26 protein-coding genes are annotated in these 24,375 nt (G+C 36.3%); 18 read left to right on the plus strand and 8 right to left on the minus strand.

The window, feature by feature from the left end:
* Positions 1-12 precede the first annotated feature (12 nt).
* The 4 genes from leuS to ISU00_RS08700 all read left to right on the plus strand — a co-directional run bounded on the left by leuS (position 13) and on the right by ISU00_RS08700 (position 5,088).
* The gene (gene leuS / locus ISU00_RS08685) at positions 13-2,829 is read left to right on the plus strand and encodes a leucine--tRNA ligase (RefSeq protein ID WP_228853670.1); all 2,817 of its coding nucleotides are present in this window, start codon (positions 13-15) and stop codon (positions 2,827-2,829) included.
* Positions 2,822-3,094, plus strand: a complete 273-nt coding sequence (locus ISU00_RS08690) for a SemiSWEET family sugar transporter (RefSeq protein ID WP_228853671.1) — start codon at positions 2,822-2,824, stop codon at positions 3,092-3,094. The genes leuS and ISU00_RS08690 overlap by 8 nt, the downstream gene beginning before the upstream one ends.
* A gap of 109 nt (positions 3,095-3,203) precedes the next feature.
* Positions 3,204-4,310, plus strand: coding sequence for an alanine dehydrogenase (gene ald / locus ISU00_RS08695; protein WP_228853672.1), 1,107 nt, complete (start codon positions 3,204-3,206; stop codon positions 4,308-4,310).
* A 73-nt stretch (positions 4,311-4,383) separates the two neighbouring features.
* Positions 4,384-5,088 (plus strand): zinc metallopeptidase, encoded by a 705-nt coding sequence (locus ISU00_RS08700; RefSeq protein WP_228853673.1) that lies wholly within the window; start codon positions 4,384-4,386, stop codon positions 5,086-5,088.
* Between the two features lie 40 nt (positions 5,089-5,128).
* Here the strand turns inward: ISU00_RS08700 and ISU00_RS08705 are convergent, their stop codons facing one another.
* Both ISU00_RS08705 and ISU00_RS08710 read right to left on the minus strand, forming a co-directional pair.
* Complete coding sequence (locus ISU00_RS08705) at positions 5,129-5,599, minus strand: Lrp/AsnC ligand binding domain-containing protein (protein WP_228853674.1); 471 nt, start codon at positions 5,597-5,599, stop codon at positions 5,129-5,131.
* A gap of 9 nt (positions 5,600-5,608) precedes the next feature.
* Positions 5,609-6,973: a saccharopine dehydrogenase family protein gene (locus tag ISU00_RS08710; RefSeq protein ID WP_228853675.1), complete on the minus strand. Its 1,365-nt coding sequence runs from the start codon at positions 6,971-6,973 to the stop codon at positions 5,609-5,611.
* A 75-nt stretch (positions 6,974-7,048) separates the two neighbouring features.
* Here ISU00_RS08710 and ISU00_RS08715 point away from each other — a divergent pair, with 75 nt between their 5' ends.
* Together ISU00_RS08715 and pckA are read left to right on the plus strand one after the other, a co-directional pair.
* Positions 7,049-7,435: a DUF423 domain-containing protein gene (locus ISU00_RS08715; RefSeq protein WP_228853676.1), complete on the plus strand. Its 387-nt coding sequence runs from the start codon at positions 7,049-7,051 to the stop codon at positions 7,433-7,435.
* Between the two features lie 67 nt (positions 7,436-7,502).
* Positions 7,503-9,119, plus strand: coding sequence for a phosphoenolpyruvate carboxykinase (ATP) (gene pckA / locus ISU00_RS08720; RefSeq protein WP_228853677.1), 1,617 nt, complete (start codon positions 7,503-7,505; stop codon positions 9,117-9,119).
* 63 nt (positions 9,120-9,182) lie between these two features.
* On the opposite strand, the gene ISU00_RS08725 is transcribed toward pckA, so the two are convergent.
* Both ISU00_RS08725 and ISU00_RS08730 read right to left on the minus strand, forming a co-directional pair.
* On the minus strand, positions 9,183-9,932 hold the full coding sequence (locus tag ISU00_RS08725; RefSeq protein ID WP_228853678.1) for a uroporphyrinogen-III synthase: 750 nt from the start codon (positions 9,930-9,932) through the stop codon (positions 9,183-9,185).
* Between the two features lie 18 nt (positions 9,933-9,950).
* A complete protein-coding gene (locus tag ISU00_RS08730; RefSeq protein ID WP_228853679.1) occupies positions 9,951-10,604 on the minus strand; it encodes a DUF4271 domain-containing protein in 654 nt (217 codons plus the stop codon).
* Positions 10,605-10,751: 147 nt separating this feature from the next.
* On the opposite strand from ISU00_RS08730, the gene ISU00_RS08735 reads away from it, so the two are divergent.
* The 3 genes from ISU00_RS08735 to ISU00_RS08745 are packed head-to-tail and all read left to right on the plus strand — an operon-like array spanning position 10,752 to position 13,305.
* Entirely contained in the window at positions 10,752-11,480 is a 729-nt protein-coding gene (locus ISU00_RS08735; RefSeq protein WP_228853680.1) for a polyprenol monophosphomannose synthase, read from the plus strand.
* Entirely contained in the window at positions 11,480-12,823 is a 1,344-nt protein-coding gene (locus ISU00_RS08740) for a dihydroorotase (RefSeq protein ID WP_228853681.1), read from the plus strand. Before ISU00_RS08735 ends, ISU00_RS08740 begins: the two co-directional genes overlap by 1 nt.
* Positions 12,823-13,305: a DUF4296 domain-containing protein gene (locus tag ISU00_RS08745; RefSeq protein ID WP_228853720.1), complete on the plus strand. Its 483-nt coding sequence runs from the start codon at positions 12,823-12,825 to the stop codon at positions 13,303-13,305. Before ISU00_RS08740 ends, ISU00_RS08745 begins: the two co-directional genes overlap by 1 nt.
* Here ISU00_RS08745 and ISU00_RS08750 read toward each other — a convergent pair.
* A complete protein-coding gene (locus tag ISU00_RS08750) occupies positions 13,295-14,314 on the minus strand; it encodes an NAD-dependent epimerase/dehydratase family protein (RefSeq protein WP_228853682.1) in 1,020 nt (339 codons plus the stop codon). The two genes, ISU00_RS08745 and ISU00_RS08750, sit on opposite strands and share 11 nt — an antisense overlap.
* An 86-nt stretch (positions 14,315-14,400) precedes the next feature.
* Between ISU00_RS08750 and tyrS the strand changes: the two genes are divergently transcribed.
* Positions 14,401-15,708 (plus strand): tyrosine--tRNA ligase, encoded by a 1,308-nt coding sequence (tyrS, locus tag ISU00_RS08755; RefSeq protein ID WP_228853683.1) that lies wholly within the window; start codon positions 14,401-14,403, stop codon positions 15,706-15,708.
* A 2-nt stretch (positions 15,709-15,710) separates the two neighbouring features.
* On the opposite strand, the gene ISU00_RS08760 is transcribed toward tyrS, so the two are convergent.
* Positions 15,711-16,691 carry a long-chain-fatty-acid--protein ligase gene (locus ISU00_RS08760; protein ID WP_228853684.1) on the minus strand — a complete coding sequence of 327 codons (981 nt, stop codon included), beginning with the start codon at positions 16,689-16,691 and terminating at the stop codon, positions 15,711-15,713.
* Between the two features lie 37 nt (positions 16,692-16,728).
* Positions 16,729-17,082 (minus strand): T9SS type A sorting domain-containing protein, encoded by a 354-nt coding sequence (locus ISU00_RS08765; RefSeq protein WP_228853685.1) that lies wholly within the window; start codon positions 17,080-17,082, stop codon positions 16,729-16,731.
* 185 nt (positions 17,083-17,267) lie between these two features.
* On the opposite strand from ISU00_RS08765, the gene ISU00_RS08770 reads away from it, so the two are divergent.
* The gene (locus tag ISU00_RS08770) at positions 17,268-17,951 is read left to right on the plus strand and encodes a response regulator transcription factor (protein ID WP_228853686.1); all 684 of its coding nucleotides are present in this window, start codon (positions 17,268-17,270) and stop codon (positions 17,949-17,951) included.
* The gene (locus ISU00_RS08775) at positions 17,951-18,994 is read left to right on the plus strand and encodes a sensor histidine kinase (protein ID WP_228853687.1); all 1,044 of its coding nucleotides are present in this window, start codon (positions 17,951-17,953) and stop codon (positions 18,992-18,994) included. Before ISU00_RS08770 ends, ISU00_RS08775 begins: the two co-directional genes overlap by 1 nt.
* On the opposite strand, the gene ISU00_RS08780 is transcribed toward ISU00_RS08775, so the two are convergent.
* Positions 18,947-20,029: a glycosyltransferase gene (locus ISU00_RS08780; protein WP_228853688.1), complete on the minus strand. Its 1,083-nt coding sequence runs from the start codon at positions 20,027-20,029 to the stop codon at positions 18,947-18,949. The two genes, ISU00_RS08775 and ISU00_RS08780, sit on opposite strands and share 48 nt — an antisense overlap.
* Before the next feature lie 56 nt (positions 20,030-20,085).
* Between ISU00_RS08780 and trmB the strand changes: the two genes are divergently transcribed.
* The 6 genes from trmB to ISU00_RS08810 all read left to right on the plus strand — a co-directional run bounded on the left by trmB (position 20,086) and on the right by ISU00_RS08810 (position 24,374).
* Positions 20,086-20,760: a tRNA (guanosine(46)-N7)-methyltransferase TrmB gene (gene trmB, locus ISU00_RS08785; RefSeq protein ID WP_228853689.1), complete on the plus strand. Its 675-nt coding sequence runs from the start codon at positions 20,086-20,088 to the stop codon at positions 20,758-20,760.
* Positions 20,761-20,762: 2 nt separating this feature from the next.
* On the plus strand, positions 20,763-21,392 hold the full coding sequence (locus ISU00_RS08790; protein WP_228853690.1) for a LysE family translocator: 630 nt from the start codon (positions 20,763-20,765) through the stop codon (positions 21,390-21,392).
* Positions 21,389-21,730 carry an MGMT family protein gene (locus tag ISU00_RS08795; protein WP_228853691.1) on the plus strand — a complete coding sequence of 114 codons (342 nt, stop codon included), beginning with the start codon at positions 21,389-21,391 and terminating at the stop codon, positions 21,728-21,730. Before ISU00_RS08790 ends, ISU00_RS08795 begins: the two co-directional genes overlap by 4 nt.
* A 107-nt stretch (positions 21,731-21,837) precedes the next feature.
* Complete coding sequence (locus ISU00_RS08800; protein ID WP_228853721.1) at positions 21,838-22,974, plus strand: Mrp/NBP35 family ATP-binding protein; 1,137 nt, start codon at positions 21,838-21,840, stop codon at positions 22,972-22,974.
* Between the two features lie 4 nt (positions 22,975-22,978).
* The gene (locus ISU00_RS08805; protein ID WP_228853692.1) at positions 22,979-23,218 is read left to right on the plus strand and encodes a NifU family protein; all 240 of its coding nucleotides are present in this window, start codon (positions 22,979-22,981) and stop codon (positions 23,216-23,218) included.
* A gap of 94 nt (positions 23,219-23,312) precedes the next feature.
* Positions 23,313-24,374 carry an NAD(P)/FAD-dependent oxidoreductase gene (locus ISU00_RS08810; protein ID WP_228853693.1) on the plus strand — a complete coding sequence of 354 codons (1,062 nt, stop codon included), beginning with the start codon at positions 23,313-23,315 and terminating at the stop codon, positions 24,372-24,374.
* The last annotated feature ends 1 nt before the right edge of the window (position 24,375 follow it).

Here is a 24,375-nt window from a genome sequence, read left to right on the forward strand (position 1 = left end):
TAAGAGGCTGGGATGAAATACCATTTCAATGATATTGAGAAAAAGTGGCAAAAGTATTGGGCTGAAAACCAAACTTTTAAAGCTGATAATAATTCAGACAAACCAAAATATTATGTTTTAGACATGTTTCCTTATCCATCTGGAGCTGGATTACATGTCGGGCATCCTTTAGGTTACATTGCATCAGATATTTATGCACGCTACAAGCGTCATAAGGGATTTAATGTATTGCACCCGATGGGATATGATAGTTTTGGTTTGCCAGCCGAACAATATGCCATACAAACAGGTCAGCATCCTGCGATTACTACTAAAGAAAATATTTCCACATACAGAAGGCAGTTAGATCAGATAGGTTTTTCATTTGACTGGTCTCGTGAAGTACGCACTAGCGATCCTGATTATTATAAATGGACACAATGGATATTTATTCAGTTGTTTGAGTCTTGGTATAATTTTGATACCGACAAATCTGAAGACATTTCCACCCTTATAACAAAGTTTGAAAGTAGTGGAAATTCTAATGTCAATGCGGCCTGCGATGATGATTTGCCGAATTTTACTGCTGACGAATGGAATTCATTTTCTTCTGTAAAACAACAAGAGATTCTTTTAGGTTATCGACTCACATATTTGGCAGAAACAGAAGTTAATTGGTGTCCTGCTTTGGGGACTGTATTGGCGAATGATGAAATTGTAAATGGAGTTTCAGAACGTGGAGGTCATCCAGTTGTTCGCAAGAAAATGACCCAATGGAGCATGCGCATTTCAGCTTTTGCCGAACGTCTTTTGGAAGGTTTAGATCGCATCGATTGGCCTGAATCTTTGAAGGAGAGCCAACGTAATTGGATTGGAAAATCGCGTGGGGCAAGTGTAAAATTCAAAATTGTTGATAGGGCAGACCTTATTGAAGTGTTTACTACCAGACCAGATACTATTTTCGGAGTATCGTTTATGACACTTGCTCCGGAGCATCCTTTGGTGGAAAAGATTACTACACCTGAGCAGAAAGCAGAGGTTGACGCTTATATTGAGGCAACAGCAAAACGCAGCGAACGCGATCGTATGGCGGACGTAAAAACTATTTCGGGGGTCTTCACTGGTGCTTTTGCTGAACATCCTTTTACTGCAAATGCAATCCCTATTTGGATTGGGGACTATGTTTTGGCAAGTTATGGAACTGGTGCCGTTATGGCTGTTCCATGTGGAGACCAAAGGGATTATGATTTTGCAAAACATTTCAATCTGCCAATCCCAAATATTTTTGAGGGTGTTGATATAAGTGAACATGCCCACGAAGAAAAGGGTGAAACAGTAATTGCAAATAGTGATTTCTTGTCAGGGATGCCATATAAAGAAGCTTTTGCGAGAGTTGTTGAGGCATTAGAACATAATGGCCATGGTAAAGGAAAGATTAACTATAGGTTAAGGGATGCTGTTTTCAGCAGACAACGTTATTGGGGAGAACCATTTCCTGTGTATTATGTTAATGGCATGCCACAAATGATTGCCCTAGAGCATCTGCCCATTACACTTCCTGAAGTTGAAAAATATTTACCAACTGAAACAGGAGAGCCACCATTAGGAAATGCAGACGTTTGGGCTTGGGATACGGTTAATCATAAAGTTGTAAGTAATAACCTTATAGATAATAAAACTATTTATCCATTAGAGTTGAACACTATGCCGGGTTGGGCTGGAAGTAGTTGGTATTTTAATCGCTACATGGATGCCGGAAATTCAGCCGAATTTGCGGGGAAAGAGGCTCTTGACTATTGGAAAGATGTAGATCTCTATATTGGAGGTAGTGAGCATGCCACAGGGCATTTATTATACTCACGTTTTTGGCAAAAATTCTTGTTCGATAAAGGTTTGGTGCCGGTTGATGAATATGCTAAAAAGTTAATCAACCAAGGGATGATTTTGGGGACAAGTGCCTTTGTAAAAAAAGACTTAAATGCTAATAAATTATATTCTAAGGATGTGGTTGGTAATGAGGAAGCATATCCCATTCACGCAGATGTGTCCTTCGTAAATGCTTCTGATGAATTGGATATTGATGCTTTTAAAAATTGGCGTCCAGAATTTGTTGATGCTGAATTTATTTGTGAGGAGGATGGCACATTTAAAGTCGCTCGAGAGGTCGAAAAAATGTCTAAATCTAAATACAATGTTGTAAATCCAGACGAGATTTGCCATCAATATGGAGCGGACAGTTTGCGTTTGTATGAAATGTTCTTGGGTCCATTGGAACAAGCTAAACCATGGAATACTGCAGGCATAACCGGAGTGCACTCTTTCTTAAAGAAACTTTGGCGTTTGTATTTTGAGGAAGAAACTCTTAAAGTGGATGATTCTGAACCTTCAAAAGAAAGCTTAAAAACGCTTCATAAAACCATTAAAAAGGTTGAAGAGGATATCGAAAACTTTTCGTTTAACACTTCTGTTTCAACTTTTATGATTGCAGTGAATGAATTAACCGCACAAAAATGTACAAGTAAACAAATATTACAACCCCTTTTGGTTTTAGTTTCACCTTATGCGCCTCATATTGCTGAAGAATTATGGTATCAATTGGGTCATAATGAAAGTATTTCAACGGCACCATTTCCAAAGTTTAATGAAAACTTTTTGGTGGAAAGTGTTAAGAATTATCCGATTTCATTTAATGGAAAAATGCGGTTTACTTTAGAATTGCCTTTAGATCTTTCCAAAGAAGAAATTGAAAAGGCTGTAATAGCAGATGATAGAACCCAGGCACAATTAGCGGGACGCACTCCCAAAAAGGTGATTGTAGTGCCAGGTAAAATTGTGAATATAGTTGGCTGAGGTAAACATAACTGAAGTGGTCGGTTTTATTGCTGCCTTTTTAACTACAGCGGCCTTTCTTCCACAAGTTTATAAAACATGGAAGACCAAAGACGTTTCCTCCATGTCGTTACCTATGTTCTTGATGTTTTTTATGGGAATCGTCCTGTGGTTGGTTTATGGGATTATTATTGAAAGCCCCTCGATGATTTTGGCTAACGGAATAACTGTTATTTCTTCTTTCTTATTGGTCTACCTTATTTTGAAACATCGTAAAAAAGGCTAGTTTCAATTGTCGTTAATAACATTAGGATAAGTATAGGCTGAACAGTTGTTTATGTAAAATTTTTAAGGGTATATTGAATTCCAATTATTAATCTAACCTTTCTTCTCAGATGAAAATTGGAATTCCTAAAGAAATTAAAAACAACGAAAGTAGAGTGGGCATGACCCCTTCGGGTGTCTTTGAACTGATAAAGGATGGGCACGAAGTCTTTATCCAATCCACTGCTGGCGACGGTAGTGGATTTTTTGATCGTGATTATTCCGAAGTTGGTGCTACTATAGTACCAAGCATCGAAGCTGTGTATAAATTGGCGGATTTAATCGTAAAGGTTAAAGAGCCTATCAAAGAAGAATATGATTTAATTAGGCCAGACCAAATTGTATTCACTTACTTTCATTTTGCAAGTAGCAAACCTTTAACCCTTGCAATGATTAAAAGTAAAGCGGTTTGTATTGCTTATGAAACCGTTGAATGTTCTGAGGGAAGTTTGCCTCTTCTTACACCAATGTCTGAAGTTGCAGGGCGAATGGCAATTCAGCAGGGAGCCAAATATCTTGAAAAGCCTATTAAGGGCAGGGGAGTTTTATTAGGTGGCGTGCCTGGAGTTCCTCCAGGAAAGGTGTTGATTTTGGGAGCAGGAGTTGTTGGTGTGCAAGCGGCTAAAATGGCAGCGGGGCTGGGCGCCCACGTTACAATTATGGATATTAATATGAAGCGTCTTCGTTATGTCAATGACATAATGCCTAACCATGTTGTTACAGAATTTTGCAGCGCCTTCAATATTAAAGAGCGTATTAAAAATCACGATTTAATTATTGGTGCCGTTCTTATTAAGGGCGGGAAAGCACCAAAACTTATTACCCGAGACATGCTAAAGGAAATGAGGCCCGGTACAGTAATAATTGATGTGGCTGTGGACCAGGGAGGGTGTATAGAAACTTCTTCCCCGACTACTCACGAAGATCCAACTTTTATAATTAATGACATCGTTCATTATTGTGTAGCGAATATGCCTGGGGCAGTACCTTACACTTCCACTGTTGCTTTGACAAATGTTACCTTGCCATACGTTTTGGCGTTGGCTAACAAGGGCTGGGAAAAGGCTTGCGACGAAGATGAGTCTTTAAGAAAAGGGCTTAATATTGTCAATGGTGAAATTGTTTATCAGGAGATAGCTGAGGCCTTCGGTTGGGGTGCCCAGCATGTCTTAAACTGACATTTTTTCTTAACATTTTATTGGCTTGCTTTTTGCTATTCTCATTCTATCTTTAAATTTTAATTTTTAAAAAATGGGAATAGGATTAGGTTATTATATATTAATTGGTGCCATCGCTTTAGTTAGCTGGGCGGTTAGTGCGCAATTAAAATCAAAATTCAAGAAATACAGTCAAGTTCATCTTCAAAATGGGATGAGCGGTAAAGAGATTGCTGAGAAAATGTTGGCGGATAATGGAATTCGAGATGTGCAGGTAATTTCTACAGCTGGTCAACTTACAGACCATTACAATCCAAAAAATAAAACTGTAAATTTAAGTGAGCCAGTTTATCACCAGCGTAATGCTGCTGCGGCTGCTGTTGCAGCACATGAATGTGGCCATGCCGTTCAACATGCCACTGCTTATAGTATGTTGCAATTGCGATCTAAATTAGTCCCGGTTGTAAGTATTACATCTCAAATGTCGCAGTGGTTAATCATTGGTGGTTTAGTCTTAGGTGCTGCAGCTGGTGTTGGTTTGGGCTATTGGGTGGCTGTTGCTGGTTTGGCAATGATGGGGATGGCTACCTTATTCAGTTTCATTACGCTTCCAGTAGAATATGACGCGAGTAATCGGGCGTTGGCTTGGTTAGAAAATAAACATATGCTGAATAGAGAAGAGCATGCCGCTGCTTCAGATGCACTTAAATGGGCAGCTAGAACTTATTTAGTGGCAGCAATTGGTGCCTTAGCATCATTAATCTATTGGGCACTTCAAATTTTTGGAGGAAGAGATTAATAAGATATGCCGTCATAAATAAAAAGCCCTTTAAGGGCTTTTATATTTTAATCTGTCTGTCAATTTGCTGTTCCAAAGAAATAAAGGTTTCGGTTCTAGAGACTCCAGTAATGGATTGGATTTCCTTGCTTAATAAATACATTAAGTGAGAATTGTCCTTGCAAAGAATCTTTACAAAGATGCTCCAGTTGCCAGTGGTATAATGACATTCTAGGACTTCAGGTATTTTTTTTAGCTGCCTTACAGCTTCAGGATTACTAACCGCCTTGTCTAAATACACACCAATAAAAGCCATTGTAGTATAGCCTAAAACCTTTGGGTTGATAACAAATTTAGATCCGGAAATCAAGCCGGATTTTTCTAGCTTTCTTAAACGCTGATGGATGGCAGCTCCAGAAATACCAACCTGCCTTGCTATTTCTAGCACGGGCGTTCGAGCATCTTCCATTAAAGCCCGGAGAATTGTTTTGTCTATACCATCAATTTCTACAACTTGATTGTTCGATTTCATGGAATTTCTTTATAGATTCAAAGGATTGTACCCTAAATAAGGAACTTTTTTTTCGGTAAAGGTGATATCATATTCTTTAAGTTCCTTCATAATAGGTTCGTATACCTCTTTAGCTAAAGGCATCAAAACTCCCGGAGTTGTAATTTTTTCATTTAGAATTAATAAGGTTGCAATGCCCAATGGAAGTCCAACGGTTTTAGCCATGGCAGTGTATGTGCTATCTTCACCTAATGTTACCATGGTGCTATCTATTTGATGCATTTTACCATCCAATTCATATCCAAACTTATGATACATTACAATCATATCGCGATCCTTTTCCTTTAATGTCCAGCTGTCTTCTAGAATTTTTTGAAGTATTTGAGCAGGTGTAGCCTTGGAAAGACCTACCTTCTTTTTGTCGCTAAACAAATCTAATTCTTCAAATTTTTCCCAAACTGTATCATCTTGATCTATTTTTAAGGCATGCCTAAACTTCAATTCTACAGAATCAGTTGGGTGGTAAGGTAAAAATGTGTTTACAAACTCTCTGTAAGTCATGTTTTCAGTATCATCCATATAATATTCATCATCGGTCATGCCTAACTGTACAAAAACATTCCATGCCCTACTGAAACCGACTCGTCTCATAGTTCCCCTGTAAAGGGTTTTGGCATCATCCAAACCATATGCACTCTGATATTTAAGACTATCTCTATTTGCATAAACTTCAAACCTTCCAAAACCATCTACTTCTAAAAACTCTGTTCTCCTAAACAGACGGTGATAAGGTATATACTTGAAAGATCCCTCCTGAATAAATTTTGCTGCCCCACCTTGACCTGCCAGGACTATATTACGAGGATTCCAAGTGAATTTATAATTCCAAAGATTGTGGTCGCACTCAGGGGAAATGAGACCGCCAGTGAATGATTCAAATAATACTATTTTCCCACCTTCTGATCGTATTCGATCAATCACCTGCATGGCGCTCATATGATCTATACCAGGATCTACCCCTATTTCATTCATGAATATTAAGTCTTTCTCTCGGGCCCTAGCATCTAAAGAATGCATAGCATCCGTAATGTAGGAGGCGGTAACCATATTTTTGTTAAAGGTTAAACAGTCTTTGGCAACCTCAATATGATGCTTAACAGGAAGCATAGATATAACAATGTCTGCATTAGATATAGCGGCATGTCTTGCCCGTGTATCGGTTATGTCTATGTACTTCGGCTGGGCATTTTCATGGTCGCCTATCAATTTTTTGGCTCTCGCAATATTCACATCGGCTACAATAATGTGCAGATTTTCATCATAAGATTTGTCTAATAAATACTTAACCACATAAGATGCAGATTTCCCAGCCCCGAAAATTAAAATCTTTCGCATAATGAACCTAGTTGATTAGTTTTGTCTAACGAATTTAAGAAATACCCTCGTGAAAATAATATTAGGAATTTTAAAATGAGTAAACAAATATTGATAAGTGGTATTTCCATTGGAGTACTAGCTGTTATTTTAGGTGCATTTGGTGCACATGGTTTAAAAGAATTAGTAAGTCCTGAAAATATAGCCACTTTTGAGACTGGAGTAAGATACCAAATGTATCATGGCTTATTTTTATTGTTTTTATCTCAATTAGGCAGTATTTCACCAAAAATTGTTAAAATTTCTTACTGGTTAGTAGTATTTGGATTAATTTTTTTCTCAGGTTCAATCTATGGTTTGGCAACGAATATATTGACCAGTTTTGATTTTAAAACTATAGCATTTATTACACCTATTGGAGGATTGCTTCTTATTGTGGCATGGGTAATTTTATTGTTCGGAATTTCTTCTAAAGAGCACTAATATCTTAAAATTTTAGGGGAGATTGTTTTAAATATTTAATTTTGCCCCCATAACAACAATCTAATTTATGGTAGACGAAACTCAAATTTCGAAAACGATTTCGCTTGAACAGTATGGCATTAAAAATGCCATAATCAATTATCAAAATTCTCCAAACGAATTACATGAGATGACCATTGAAAAAGACATGGGCATTGAGGTTGATTCTGGAGCTTTGGCGATTAATACTGGTGAATTTACAGGAAGATCACCAAAGGATAGATTTATTGTAAAAGACAAAATTACCGAGGATAAGGTTTGGTGGGGACCGGTGAATATTCCCTTCGATCCATCCAAATTTGATGCCTTGTATGATCGTGTAGTTGGTTACTTGTCTGAAAAAGAATTGTATGTTAGGGATGCCTATGCATGTGCAGATCCGAGTTACCAATTAAATATTCGCGTAATTACTGAATATCCTTGGAGTAACTTCTTTGCATACAATATGTTTTTAAGGCCAAGTGCAGAGGAGCTAAAAGACTTTGATGAGGAATGGACGGTTATAAATGCACCTGGATTTATGGCTGACCCTGAAAGAGATGGTACTCGTCAACATAACTTTGCCATTTTGAATTTTAGTCGAAAAATAGCTTTAATTGGTGGTACTGGTTATACGGGAGAAATAAAAAAGGGTATATTTTCTGCCCTGAATTTTATTTTGCCGGTTTACAAAAACACCTTACCAATGCATTGTAGTGCAAATGTTGGAAAAGATGGTGATACTGCTATATTTTTTGGTCTTTCTGGCACAGGAAAAACAACTCTTTCTGCCGACCCTAATCGAAAATTAATCGGAGATGACGAGCATGGTTGGACAAACGAAAATACTGTCTTTAATTTTGAAGGTGGTTGTTATGCAAAAGTGATTAACTTATGTAAAGAAAATGAACCAGATATTTTCGATGCAATAAAGAAGGGCGCTATTTTAGAAAATGTTATAGCAGATAGTAATGGGAAGGTTGATTTTGGTGATACCTCCATTACTCAAAATACAAGAGTTAGTTATCCTATTTACCATATAAACAATATTCAGGTTCCGTCAATTGGCAAGAATCCGAAGAATATATTTTTCCTTACAGCCGACGCTTTTGGTGTAATTCCTCCTATTTCTAAACTTACCCCAAGTCAGGCGGCGTACCATTTTATCTCTGGATATACCGCTAAAGTAGCAGGAACGGAGGCCGGCGTTGTTGAGCCTCAACCTTCATTTTCTGCCTGTTTTGGTGCGCCATTTATGCCATTGCATCCAACGAAATACGCTGAAATGCTGAGTGCTAAAATGGTTGAGGCGAAAGTTAATGTATGGTTAGTTAATACAGGGTGGACGGGAGGTCCATATGGTGTAGGTAAACGTATGAAATTACAATATACTAGGGCGATGATTAACGCTGTGTTAAATGGTGATCTTGGATTGTATAATTATGATGATTATCATATTCATTCAGTGTTTGGAGTTGCGCAACCTAGAACATGTCCTGGTGTTCCTACCGAAGTATTAAGTCCAAGGGCCACATGGAACAATGATGAGGCATATTACACAACGGCTTTTAAATTGACGAATGCTTTTAGGGAGAACTTTAAAAAGTTTGAAGCCTATGCAAGTGAAGAAATAAGGCGAGGCGGTCCACAGCGCTATGCGTTTTAAAACAAAAAAATCCCAACCAGAAATGGTCGGGATTTTTTTGTTTAGGTAAATTGTTCCTTCAATTTATTTTGTCTTATTAACCTGGTTGATATACTTTTCCAAAGCCATGGTCATAGAAGGTGTCTCTGGGGTTGGTGCAGCAATGTCCACACGCAACCCGCGCTCTTCAACGGCTTTAATCGTAGTATTACCAAACACCGCTATTCGGGTTTCATTTTGTTTGAAATCAGGAAAGTTGTGAAACAACGATTCAATTCCTGATGGACTAAAAAACACCAAAATATCGTAATAAACATCTGCCAAGTCTGAAAGGTCGCTGATTACAGTTTTGTAGAAAATGGCTTCCTTCCATTTAACACCCAAATTGTTCAAGGTTTCAGGAACCTCTGGTTTTAATTTGTCAGTTGTTGGCAATAAGAACCTCTCGTCCTTATATTTTTTAATTAGGGGAGATAAGTCGGTAAAATTTCGCTTACCTACATAAATCTTTCGCTTGCGATATACTACATATTTTTGTAAGTAATATGCAACTGCTTCAGACTGACAGAAATACTTTAAAGTATCTGGTACTTTAAATCGCATTTCATCTGCTACCCTAAAAAAATGATCAACAGAATTACGGCTGGTTAAAATGATTGCTGAATAATTGGCCAAATCCACCTTTTGCTGACGGATTTCCTTTGCAGGAACCCCTTCCACATGTATAAATGGACGGAAATCAATTTTAACTTTTTGCTTTTCTTGTAGATCGAAATAAGGAGAGTTCTCAATTTTAGGTTCTGGCTGAGACACTAAAATAGTTTTCACTTTCATAGGTCGGGGATTGTTTTTTTAAGCTTTTTGAGCTGAAATAAACTCGTACAATAATATGTAAGGTCCGATTTCAAGAGCGCAAAGATACAAAATAAAATAGAAAAAGTTGCTGAATAACAGGTTTTGATGATTTTTGAGTGTTGTTAAGAAACCATTGAGATTTATCAAAAATAAAATACCGAAAACGATTAAGATAATTGTTTTTGAGGGGGTAATAGTATAAATCATTAAAATGTTGGCTGCCAGTAAGATTAACCCGGAATAATTTTTATAAGTCGTTTTTTGAAAGAGGTATGAATCTATTAGTCCATCAATTTCAAACATACTGCCAACCAAACGTTCAATCATTATCTTTATGACTACAATTGCGCCAAAACCAATCAATATTTTTAAATATTCTTCTGGGTTAAATGTATTTAGGTCAACAAATTCTCCCAGTGCGATGTATCCAAATATGGCTGCAGAAATAATGAGGTTGATATAAAGCAGGGTATCAAAGGTGTCAAAAAACTTTTGCTCCCTTATGTAAATTTTTAGGTATTTGGAATTGGTTATTACCGCTAAAAAGTCATGAAATCGATAACTATATAAAAATTTTGCTAGGGTAATTAATCCTAAGGCAACTACTATGGATGCAGTGAACCATTCATTTGAAATAGTTTCTCTTAACATGGCTTCAAAATTATAAAGATTTGGTTTAATTCGTTTTTACAAACAGACTTTTTAATCTAATAAGAACAATAAAAAACTCTATTATGATATCAATATCGAATAGATTTGGTGATTTAAATAATGTATTTTTGCTAAAATTTCTTTGGAATGAGTGATGCACTCGTCATCATACCTACCTATAATGAGATCGAGAATATTGAAGCTATCATTCGGGCTGTAATTTCACTCAATGATCATTTTAACATCTTAATTGTAGATGACAATTCGCCGGATGGAACGGCTAAGAAAGTTGAGGAATTACAAAATCTGTTTCCTGAGCGGTTGTATATTTTGAATCGTAAAAAGAAAACAGGTCTCGGCACTGCATATATTGCAGGATTCACATGGGCGTTGGATTCGAATTATCAATACATCTTTGAAATGGATGCGGATTTCAGCCATAACCCTAATGATCTAATAAGATTGTATGAAGCCTGTGCGGAAGACGGTGCGGATATGTCTATCGGCTCGCGATACATAAAGGGAGTAAATGTTGTTAATTGGCCCATGAGTCGTGTATTACTTTCATATTCTGCCTCTAAATATGTTCAGTTTATAACAGGGATGAACATTTACGATACCACAGCAGGTTTTGTGTGTTATAGGCGAAAAGTATTAGAAGCAATCAACCTAGATAATATAAAATTTGTAGGGTACGCCTTTCAGATTGAAATGAAATTTAAAGCTTATCTTAAGGGTTTTAAAATTGTGGAAGTTCCTGTGATTTTTACCGATAGAACCAAAGGAAAATCCAAAATGAGCGGAGGTATAATTTCTGAAGCTGTTTTTGGAGTTTTAAACATGAAAATAAAAAGTCTTTTTAATAAGGAAGTCTAATGCCCAAGCAAATCTTAATAAAAAACGCCAAAATCGTCAACGAGAATAACACCATGGAGGGTGATGTTCTTATCGAAGACAAATTTATTGCCAATGTAGACACTTCAATAAGTGCAAAATCTTCTGAAACCACCATAATTGATGCGGAAGGTAAATATTTGATCCCGGGTCTAATAGACGATCAAGTTCATTTCAGGGAACCAGGATTAACCCATAAAGCAACTATTGCTTCAGAATCTAAGGCGGCAATAGCTGGTGGTATTACGTCTTTTATAGAAATGCCCAATACCAATCCACAAACTGTAACAGTGGAGGCCTTAGAGGATAAATTTGAAATTGCTTCCAAATCTTCAATTGCAAATTATTCGTTTATGTTGGGTGGTACTAATGATAATTTGGATGAATTGCTAAAAGTGGACCCAAAGTCTGTTGCTGGGATCAAATTATTTTTAGGGTCTTCCACAGGAAATATGCTAGTAGATGATCCTAAAACTTTGAAAGAAATTTTTTCAAAGGTTAAATTAGTGATCTCCGTTCACTGTGAAGATGAAGAAACTGTTAAGAAAAACCTTGAGAGTTGTTTGGCCAAGTACGGTGAGGATATCCCAATTTCCATGCACCCCAAGATTAGGAGTGAGGAGGCCTGCTATAAATCATCATCAAAAGCAATAGAATTGGCAAAGGAAACCGGCGCGCGCCTACATGTGTTTCATTTGTCAACGGCTAAAGAAATGGAATTGTTTGGGAATAAACTGCCTCTCGAGAAAAAGAAAATAACATCTGAAGTCTGTATTCACCACCTTTGGTTTTCTGAAGAGGATTATGATAGTAAAGGCACCTTGATAAAGTGGAATCCTGCCGTTAAATCATCTAAAGATCGAGAGGCTCTATGGAAAGCCTTAATTAATGACAAAATAGATGTAATTGCTACAGACCATGCACCTCATACTTGGGAAGAAAAACAGAATTCATACACCAAAGCACCATCCGGTGGTCCTTTGGTGCAACATGCCTTATCGGCTCTAATGGAGATGCATCATAGGGGTAAAATTTCGGTAGAAAAGATTGTCGAGAAAATGTGCCATAACCCCGCTATTTTGTTTGAAATTGAGAAGCGAGGATTTATTAGAAAAGGTTATTATGCCGATCTAGTATTGGTGGATCCTGTAAGTCCCTATACAGTAAATAAACAGAATATACTTTACAAATGTGGATGGTCTCCGTTTGAAGGTACCACCTTTAAATCTAGGGTAACCCATACGTTTGTTAATGGTCATATAGCTTACCAAAATCTGAAATTTTCTGATGAGCGAGCTGCGATGCGTTTAACTTTCAATCGTTGATGAGACTTTCTGGCTTTATATTGTTGCTTTTTTTCATTTTCTCCTGTGAAAGCGATAAAAGACCCCAAAAACCTGATGATTTAATATCCCAGGAGGAAATGGTGAATTTGTTGCTAGACATACAGATTCTTAATTCAGCTAAAAGTGTAAATAAAAAATTGCTAGAGAATCAAGGGCTCAATCCTGAGGCCTATATCTTTAAAAAGCATAATATAGATAGTCTTAGGTTTGCACAAAGTAATGCCTATTATGCCTATGATGCTGAAAAGTATGAAGACATATTAGATAGGGTGCAAGACCGTTTAGATAGTTTGGAAAACCATTACAATGAGGTTTATCAGCAAGAGGAAATAGAAAACAAAAGAAAACGAGACTCTTTAAATGATTTAAAGACTAAAATGAGAGATAGCTTAGATAGAACAAATAATATTCCCTTAAATCCGGAAGGTAAAAAAACTTCTAGGCCCAAAACTAGTCCCTAAAATCCTTTTTATACTTCTCGACGGTTTCCTTAATTGAAACTTTCATTGGCTTAAATTCATGAGGATAGATCCTCTTGATTTTTGAGTTGTCAAAATTTGAAAGTGTTGTGAGAGATTCTGTTAGTTGTTTAGTTAGGGATCTACGTTTACCGATTAATTTTTTTGCTAACCAATCTAGCCGCCACCCAATTTCTAATAGTGTTTTATTGGCTTTTTTTGAAGGAGGAGGAATACCTAGGCCTTTAGTTATATGATTTAAAAACTGTTTAAAGGTTAAATTTTCTGAAACTAAAATATATCGTTCATTTTTTATTTCGCTCTTCATTAAAAAGGTCATAACCTCCACTAAATCGATTACATCTATATAGCCTGTGCTTCCGGTGGTATAGTATTTTACTCCTTTATGAACTTTTGTGATTAGACTTCCACTACTACCACTTTTCCAAAATCCCGGTCCGATTACTACCCCCGGATTAACAATAACCGCATCCAAGCCTTCTTGTGTTCCACGCCAAACTTCCTTCTCTGCCCCATACTTTGAAATAGCGTAAACGTTATGGTCCTTTTCGGTAGACCAAGGGGATTCTTCTGTAATGGGATCTCCTTCTGCTACCTCCTGACCAATCGCAGCCACCGAACTAGCATAACACAATTTTTCAACTTTATTGGAAATGGCAATATTTACAATATTGGCGGTGCCTTCAATATTAATTTTTCGAAGAAGTTGATATTTATCTGGTTCAAAGCTAACAAAGGCGGCTAGGTGGTACACTGTTGTAACCCCTTCAAAAGCTCTTTCCAAAGAAGGAATGTCATTAAGATCTGCTTCTACCCAATCAATTTTATTATATAATAGATTCGCATCTTCAGAGTATAAACAAAACAGTTGTTCTACCAGTTTTAATTTCTTTTGTCGACGGTAAATCGCTCTTACCGTTTCACCTTCAGAAACTAATTTATACAATAAATGGGCGCCAATAAGGCCTGTTCCTCCTGTAACAAGAATCATGTTTTAAATTTAAAGAAATAAGAAGGAAGAAGCCTTATTTCTGTGTCTATTTTTATATTTGCCAAACTAATTGAGAAGACCTAAAAATGGTAAAGAATCTAGTAGAAGAATTACGTTGGAGAGGAATGGTGCACGATATCATGCCTGGAACGGAAGAGGAATTGCAAAAGGGAATGACCACCTTATATGTGGGTTTTGATCCTACATCCGATTCACTTCATATTGGTAGTTTAGTGCCAATTATTCTATTGGTGCATGCCTTTAATGCAGGACACAAGCCTATTGCATTGGTTGGCGGTGCAACCGGTATGATTGGGGATCCTTCTGGCAAAAGCGATGAGCGTAATTTATTGGATGAAGAGACATTAGAGAAGAATGTTGAGGGCATTAAAGGCGTATTGTCTAGGTTTTTAGATTTTAATTCAGGAGTTGAAAATGCACCAGTTTTAGTTAATAATTACGACTGGATGAAGGATTTCACATTCATTGATTTTGCACGGGATGTAGGTAAACGAATCACCGTTAATTATATGATGGCTAAAGATTCGGTAAAAAAACGATTAAGCGGTGAGGAGGGAAGTGTTGGAATGTCGTTTACGGAATTCACTTACCAATTAATTCAAGGTTATGATTTTTATTACCTACATAAGCTTTATAACTGTACACTTCAAATGGGGGGTAGTGATCAATGGGGAAATATAACCACTGGAACCGAATTGGTAAGACGTATGAACCCAGGTGAAGAAACAAAAGCTTATGCCATGACTTGCCCTTTGATCACTAAAGCGGATGGTTCCAAATTTGGAAAAACTGAAGGAGGAAATGTATGGTTAGATGCAGACAAAACATCTGTCTATAAGTTCTATCAGTTTTGGTTGCGGGCATCTGATGAAGATGCAGAAAAATATATCAAAATATTCACTTTTTTGCCAAAAGAAGAAATTGATTCTTTGATTGAGGAACATCAACAAAACCCTGGCCTTAAGGAGCTTCAAAAAAGACTAGCAGAAGAAGTAACGACTTTTGTGCATTCTCATGAGGCCTTTGAGGAAGCAAAACTTACAAGTGAAATTTTATATAGTCGGTCATTTGCCGAGGACGTTAAAAAATTGAAGAACGAGGCTCTTAAGGATCTTTTTAGTGATCTTCCACAATTCATTATAAGCCGTTCAGAATTTTCTGAAGGAATGGATATGATTGCAGCTCTTTCTGCTAAAACTGGCTTCTTGCCATCTAATGGTGAGGCACGGCGAGCTTTGAAAGAACAATCTATAGCCGTTAATAAGGTTAAAGTGTCGGAAGATTATATGCTTAACGATAAAGATTTAATTAACGATCGTTACATTGTTTTAGATAGAGGAAAAAAGAAAACCTTTATCATCGAGGTAAACTAATTCTATAATACCATAAGGTTACATCCTCTGATGTCAGCCGAGTCGAATCTACCTATTACTTCGAATGAACCATCCGGGTAAACCTTTCCTAGGTCCTGAGTGGCGATGAAAGAGCAGGAATTGATATTTGCCAAGTCTATGATGTTTAGTCCCCCGCTTCTTATATCCTGCATGGTTTCCAATGGGTTGTAAACAGATCGGGTTAAAATTTTCATCCAAGGAGAACATTGAAAAATGCCATAACCTTTTGAGTAGGCTTGACTTAAAAGTTCAGTCATTCCGTATTCACTATGAATATTATTTACACCAAAACCATTTTTAAGTAATTTATGGAGTTCTTCACGAATCAATTCTTTTCGTTTTCCCTTCATTCCTCCAGTTTCCATGATAATGGTGTTTTTTAAATTGAATTGATGTTGTTCAATCAAATCCAAAAGGGCATAGGTAACACCTATTAATAAAATTTTCTCCCCGTTTTTTTCTGAAGAATTAATCTGTTGGATTAAATCATCATAATTGTGTAAATAAAATCCGCTGAGCTTGTTCTTGGATTTATTGATTAGGGCTTCAACCATATAAATTAATGATGAACCATCGCGCTCTAAGTAAGAAGGGAGAAGTGCTAAAATCGTATAATCACTTGGGTCTCCATAAAAGAGTTCGAATCCTTTTAAGAAGCTTTTATTGTAGATCGACAATTCAGTAACAAAATGTCTGCTGTTTCCAGTATTCGTAGTGCCAGAACTGGTAAATACAATGTCACTCTTTTTAAATGATGAAACAACCTCATGAGATTTAAAAAACTGTATGGGTAAGAACGGAATATCTTCAATTTTCCTTATGTCTGATGGATGCTTAAAAAGCAAATCACAATAAGAGCGGTAAACTTTATTGTTTTCAAATTGAAAATTAAACACTTGAATTGCGATTTTTTCGAAATCCTGTTCAGAAGAAATAGAGAAAATGTCGTTTACATCAACCATTGGGGCAAATGTAGATAATATAATAGGAAAAGATATTTTAGCGTATTACCAACTTTCTAGTTGCTGAAGCATCACCTTCTTTAATCTTTAGGATATAAACACCTGGAGAAAATTCAGATACATCCAGGCTTTTATCGAAAATTTGGGTGGATACTATTTTCTTACCTAAAACATCGTAGATTTCGATCTCCTTTGTTAATTTCTTTTTAGTCGTAATATAAATCCTGCCGTTACTAACGGGGTTAGGATAAATATACAAGCCATCAATTGTTCCTTCTGTATTATTTATGGATGAAACGGTATTGTTGGTATTCGCTAATTGCGAATAAGCCATTTGAGGAAGACTAGATATCAGACCAAAAATTAAAAGTAAAGTGTAAATTTCCCTCATAAATAACCGTTTGTTTAAAATTATTATTTGAAATTCAAATTTCATACCAAACAAATGTTAAAGAATAAGAAGTGATGCAATAATTTTCTAAAAAAGTGTGTGCAAGGTTATCATTGTGTTATCAATAGTCTATGCATATAGGAATTATTTGATTAGTATTATCTTTACGTTAAGATTAATAAGGGATGAAAAAGAATGAAATTAAGATTCTTCTTGTTGATGACGAACCAGATATTTTAGAGATTGTTGGTTATAATTTGTCTTCAGAAGGATATCAAATAATAACAGCTGAGAATGGACTTGAGGCAGTTAAAAAAGCTAAAAAAGAAAAGCCTCATTTAATTATTCTAGATGTTATGATGCCCGAAATGGATGGTATTGAGGCCTGCGAGCAAATAAGAAAAGTTCCAGATTTATCAGAAACAATAATTACTTTCTTAACTGCTCGTGGCGAAGATTATTCACAATTAGCTGGCTTTGATGCGGGTGCTGACGATTATATTACTAAGCCTATTAAACCTAAAGTTTTAGTAAGTAAAGTTAATGCCCTGCTTAGAAGATTAAAGGAAGAGGAATCCCAAGATCAAACGATAAAAATTTCAGGGTTAACCATTAACCGTGAAGAATACAAAATATCTTATAAGGGCGAGGAAATTGTTCTTCCACGTAAAGAATTTGAATTGTTATATCTCCTAGCCACCAAACCAGGAAAAGTGTTTAAACGAGAAGAAATATTAGATAAGGTATGGGGTAATGAAGTTGTTGTGGGCGGTAGAACCATTGATGTTCATATAAGAAAACTGCGCGAGAAAATTGGTGATAAAAAATTTAAAACGGTTAAAGGAGTCGGATATAAGTTTGTTGATTAATGCCCATCGCAATTAGAAAAACATATAGGTTTGCCTTAAAAACCTCTTTTTATCTTACGTTGTCTCTAACACTCACTATGAGTGTTTTTTTGTATTTCTGGGGACAATTTAATGTATGGTTCATTCTTTCATTTTTAGTGTTAAGTTTTATCATTTCCTTTATCGTTGTTCAGTATAGGGCAGAGCGATTTATTTATAGAAGGGTAAAAAAAATCTATGATGACCTTACTCTTTTAGAATCTACAACATTGAGAGAACGCCCCATCACTACAGACATGGCAACCCTTACTGCTGAAATTGACAAATTTGCCAAAAACAAAAAGCTCGAAATTGAGACATTAAAAGTTAGGGAGGAGTACCGTAAAGAATTCTTAGGAAATGTTTCACACGAATTGAAGACGCCTCTATTTACGGTTCAAGGTTATCTGTTAACTTTATTAGACGGTGCTATTAAGGACAAATCGGTACGTAAAAAGTATATTAAAAGAGCTGCTAAAGGAGTTGAGCGTCTAATTTATATTGTTAAGGATTTAGATATGATCACCAAATTAGAAGCAGGTGATTTGCGCCTTAAAATAGAGAAATTCGACATTGTTGAATTAGTTAATAATGTATTCGAACTATTGGAGATGAAGGCGGCCAAGAAGAACATCACTTTAACTTTCGATATGGCCTATGAAAATCCTATTTATGTAAATGCGGATGTTGAACGTATACAACAAGTTCTTACTAACCTAATTGTAAATTCTATTAAATACGGGAAGGACCAGGGTACTACTGAGGTGAGTATCGAAAATCTAATCAAGAATAAAGTTATCGTTCGTGTTACCGACAACGGTGAAGGAATTGATAGTGTTAATTTACCGAGAATTTTTGAACGGTTCTATAGGGTTGATAAAAGTGGATCAAGAAGAGAAGGTGGTTCCGGTTTGGGTTTATCTATTGTTAAACATATTATTGAAGCCCATAAGGAAAAAATTTATGTTGAAAGTGAACTAGGCGTTGGGAGTGAATTCTCGTTCACTTTGGAAAAGAGTGAATAAGTTATTCAGTTTGGGTTGTTCAGTAAAAGACACAAATCCTGAAAAATCACTTACTCGACTGAGTTGAGAAACGCTAAAGTCGTTTTGGTTACAAAAAGGAGCGACACCTGAAAGTTGTAGGCGTTCTGCCAAATATTCTTGCTCAAATTGACCGGGGGTTGGTATGAAAAATGCTTTTTTGCCAAGTTTTGCCAAATCCATAAGAGTGGTATAACCTGATCTACTGATAACCAAATCACTTTCATTGATGGCAATTTCCAATTCTTTGGTAGTCATATAGTTTTGAATGGTAATATTGCCCTGTTCCTCTCTTGTTATGGATTCTTCTATCTTTCCCCTAACAATTAAAACCGACCCCTCGTAATGTTTAAGTTCTTCTACAAGAATATTTTCAATTAGGCTTCGCTGAGGTTCTGGTCCTGAAATTATTGCTAGCAAATCGTATTTCTTCTTAATCTTTAATTTTTCAAACCTACTTAGAACACCTATGTATTTTAACTTGATATTATTTAGTTGCGTGTGTCCCATACAGCCGCTCAAATTTGGCTCTTCTTCAAGGTCTGGAACCCAACATTCGTTGAATCTTGCAATTTTTCTTTGATGCCAAGCTGTTGTAAGCCTGGTCGTGCTACCGCTTAAAACTTGAAGTTGATGTGTAATAAAGGCTGAAGGTATTTCAGGATGCCAAACACCCATTCTATTATCTGAAATTATACCAGATAGTGGGTATTTAATGGATAATGCTGCAGTTGCTTTCCGTTCAGCCTTGGCAGCGGAGATTATCTTAGGTGTATCTAAAAGTAATTTATATTTGAAAAACTCCTTCTTTTTAGAATATTTTATCCTGTATGACGGTAATTCCTCATGATTCAAATTAGGGAATTCCTTTTTTAAAAGCTCCAATGCCTCACCATCACTTGCAATTATGGGTGAAAATCCATTTTCAATCAAATGATTGATTATGGGGATGCTTCTTGTGGCGTGTCCTAGCCCCCAATTTAAAGGTGCGTATAAGATATAGGAGTCTAATTTCATTCAAACAAAGATAGACATCAAATGTTTCCTTAATTTTACCAAAATTTTAAATAATTGTGGGCAGTAAAAACAAGCTGAAACGATTTAAGGAAAATGAAACCTTTTCAAATGTTTATCAACCCAAACGGGACAAATTGCTGGATGGTGCATTTCCGATAAAAGGTAATTGGAATTTAGAAGTTTTCAAAAATAATAACCCTATTGTTTTAGAGCTTGGATGTGGTAAAGGTGAATATACACTTGCTTTGGCGGAGCGTTATCCCGACAAAAATTTTATTGGAATAGATATTAAAGGGGCTAGATTTTGGCGTGGCGCTAAGACAGCCTTGGAAAAAGATATATATAACGCCGCCTTTTTGAGAATTCAAATAGAATTGATTGAAAATTGTTTCGCCTCTAATGAGGTTGATGAAATTTGGATTACCTTTCCAGACCCCCAGATTAAATATAAACGCACAAAACACAGATTAACCAATCTTCAATTTTTGAATCGTTATAAAAATATATTGAAGCCCGGAGGATTGGTACACCTTAAAACGGATAGTGAGTTTATGCATGGATATACCCTAGGTTTATTGCATGGGTTAAATAAAGAAATAATATATTCAAACCACGATATTTATACCAATTATGGTAGCCCCGAGGTTGTTACAGCTGTGCAGACATTCTATGAGCAACAATACCTTGAGAATGATAAACCAATCACCTATCTTCAATTTAAATTGAATTGATTTTGAAGGCTATTCTCATTCTTCTCATTGGCTATGTGGTATCTGCATTAGGCGTTACCCCTCCTGGATTGCTGAACATGACCTCCGCCAAAATTGGACTGAATGCGGGCCGTAAGAGTGCCCTTTTGTTTTCTGCCGGGGCTTGTTTAACGATAACTTTTCAATCATCTATTTCGGTGATGTCGGCAAAATTTTTGCACAACCATCCTGATATCGTTAAAACGTTGCAAGAAATAGGATTGTTAATTTTTGTAGGGTTGACAATCTATTATTTAGGTTTTGCCAATAATAAAAAAGTGAAAGAATATGATGCGGAAGATAAAACCAAAAGAGGTTGGTTCTTTAGAGGTGCGTTCCTGTCTGCCCTTAATTTATTTCCCTTGCCGTTTCATGCCTATATGGCTATTACTTTGGCTTCCTTAAACTTGCTCACATTTTATCCAATAAATATTTCGGCCTATGTTGCGGGTACGGTGTTAGGCTCGTTTACAATGTTTTATCTGTACATTTTATTTTTTGATAAGATTAAGTCTAAACCTTTCACATCTCAAAAGAATATGAATAGAATAATCGGCTCAATTACAGGAATTGTTGCGATTATAACTCTAATTAGTTTAATGACAGATAAATGAAAGGGGAAACTCTAGATTTTTTTGAAAAAGTATATCAGGTTGTAAAACAGGTTCCCTATGGAAAAGTTACTTCTTATGGTGCTATCGCCAGTTTCCTTGGAGCCAAAAGAAGTTCTCGCATAGTGGGTTATGCCATGAATGCCTCTCATAGCTTGGATGATGTGCCTGCTCATCGTGTTGTAAATAGAAACGGTTTGTTAACTGGGAAACATCATTTTGAAGGAACCTATTTAATGCAACAACTATTGGAAAGTGAAGGTCACATTATTGTTGATGACAAAATAGTGAATTTTGTAGAGGTTTTTTGGGATCCAGCTTTATATCTTCCCGCAAAATAGTCCTATTTAATTTGTTGCGATTTCGGAGGTCAACTGCTTTATTTTTATAACAATTCGAGGTATATTTGCATTTTAGAATTAATCTAAATTAATACTGTTTAGGTATGGTGAAGTTGAACAAAAATGAAATAATCGAATCATTAAAGTTGATCTCCGCTCCAGGTGAGGGTCAAAACTTGATTGATAGTGGATCTGTAACTAACGTCATGACATTTGGTGATGAAGTGGTTGTGGATGTAACTATAAAAAATCCTAGTCTTCAGGCAAAAAAGAAAACTGAGGTTGAGATAATGAAGATTATCCATGATAAAGTGTATGAAAAAGCCAAGGTTTCGGTTAATGTGAAAGTAGATGCCCCCGCTAAAAAATTGGTAAATTCTATTAAAGGAAATCCGATACCTGGAATACAGAATATTGTTGCAGTTGCTTCTGGTAAGGGTGGAGTCGGTAAATCAACGGTTACTTCAAATTTAGCTGTTTCACTAGCGAAAATGGGTTTTAAAGTTGGAGTGTTAGATGCAGATATTTATGGTCCTAGTATTCCACTGATGTTTGATGTTTCAGATGAAAAACCATTGGCAGTAACTGTGGATGGTAAATCAAAAATGAAACCCATTGAGAATTATGGGGTTAAAATACTTTCGATAGGATTTTTTACCAGTCAAGATCAGGCAGTTGTTTGGCGAGGTCCGATGGCCTCTAAAGCTCTTAATCAAATGATTTTTGATGCAGATTGGGGACAGTTAGATTTCTTGTTAATAGATCTTCCACCGGGTACCGGCGATATTCATTTAAGCATAATGCAAGCATTACCAATTACAGGCGCCGTTGTTGTAAGTACACCACAAAATGTAGCTTTGGCGGATGCCCGTAAAGGTGTTGCAATGTTTCAACAGGAAAGTATAAACGTTCCTGTACTAGGTATTGTTGAAAATATGGCTTTTTTCACTCCTGAAGAATTGCCAAGCAATAAGTACTACATATTCGGAAAAGATGGTGCAAAGAATTTGGCCGATGATTTAGGGGTTCCTTTATTAGGTGAAGTGCCAATTGTTCAGAGTATTCGTGAAGCTGGAGATGTTGGTCGGCCTGCTGCTTTACAGACTGCTACCATAGTTGAATCAGCATTTGAAGAGCTTACAAAAAATATGGTGGAGCAATTAGTGAAAAGAAATGAAGATTTGCCCCCTACCGAAGCAATACGTATTACCACAATGGCAGGTTGTTCTGCCGTTAAAAAATAATTATATGACGCAAGAGGAATTGAAAATGAACGTAGAAAAGGCTCTTGATGAAATTAGACCTTTTCTTCAGAGTGATGGTGGAGACATTTCATTATTGTCTATAGAGGACAATCGATTAGTTAAAGTTCGATTAGAAGGTACATGTATTTCTTGTACTGTGAACCAAATGACCCTAAAATCAGGGGTTGAAATGACCATTAAAAAATATGCGCCTCAGATTGAAGAAGTTATCAATGTAAATTAAAATTCATTGTTATAATTACTCATTCGCGTTACGTCAATTCTTAAAATGAATGTAATTCATTCCATTTATTATTTACAAAACTTGAACCATCCTAATGATTGAAACAGATATCCTTATTATAGGTGCAGGACCTACTGGGTTATTTACTGTGTTTGAAGCTGGTTTATTGAAACTTAAATGCCATTTAATTGATGCCCTCCCGCAACCAGGAGGTCAATGCTCTGAAATATACCCTAAGAAACCAATTTATGATATACCTGCTTATCCTGAGATTTTGGCTGGAGACCTTACTGAAAAATTATTAGAGCAAGGAAAGCAATTTAAACCAGGTTTTACCTTGGGAGAAAGGGCGGAAACCATAGAAAAATTGGAAGATGGTTCTTTTATTGTCACAACGGATAAAGGCACTAAGCACCATGCTCCTGTAGTAGCAATAGCAGGAGGTCTTGGAAGTTTTGAGCCAAGAAAGCCCCCAATTCATAACATTTCCGCATTTGAGGATAAAGGGGTAAATTATATTATAAAGGATCCAGAAGTATATAGAAACAAGCGGGTTGTTATTGCTGGAGGGGGTGATTCTGCCTTAGATTGGACCATTTATTTGGCAGATTTAGCAAAGGAAGTTACCCTTATACATAGAAGAAATGAGTTTCGGGGAGCCTTAGATTCAGTTGAAAAAGTCCAAGAATTAAAAAATCAGGGTAGGGTTAAACTTATTACTCCTGCAGAGGTTACTAGTTTGGTTGGAGACCATAAATTGGAAGCTGTGGTCGTTACCCAAGCACAACATATCCAGAAAGAGTTTGAAATAGAAACAGATTTCTTTATTCCATTATTTGGACTTTCTCCCAAACTCGGTCCTATTGCCAATTGGGGATTGGAAATAGAGAAAAATGCAATTAAAGTAAATAACGCATTAGATTATCAAACCAATATCCCGGGAATTTTTGCGATAGGTGATGTAAATACATATCCCGGTAAATTGAAACTTATTCTTTGTGGGTTTCATGAGGCTACATTAATGTGCCAAGCGGCCTACCAAATCATAAATCCAGGAAAAAAGTATGTGTTGAAATACACTACCGTTAGTGGTATTGATGGATTTGATGGCACTCGTAAAGAAGCTCCTAAGGCCGTTATAAAGTCGATTAATTAAT

The sequence above is a fragment of the Aegicerativicinus sediminis genome (genome assembly GCF_015476115.1).
GTDB classification, from domain to species: Bacteria; Bacteroidota; Bacteroidia; order Flavobacteriales; family Flavobacteriaceae; genus Aegicerativicinus; species Aegicerativicinus sediminis.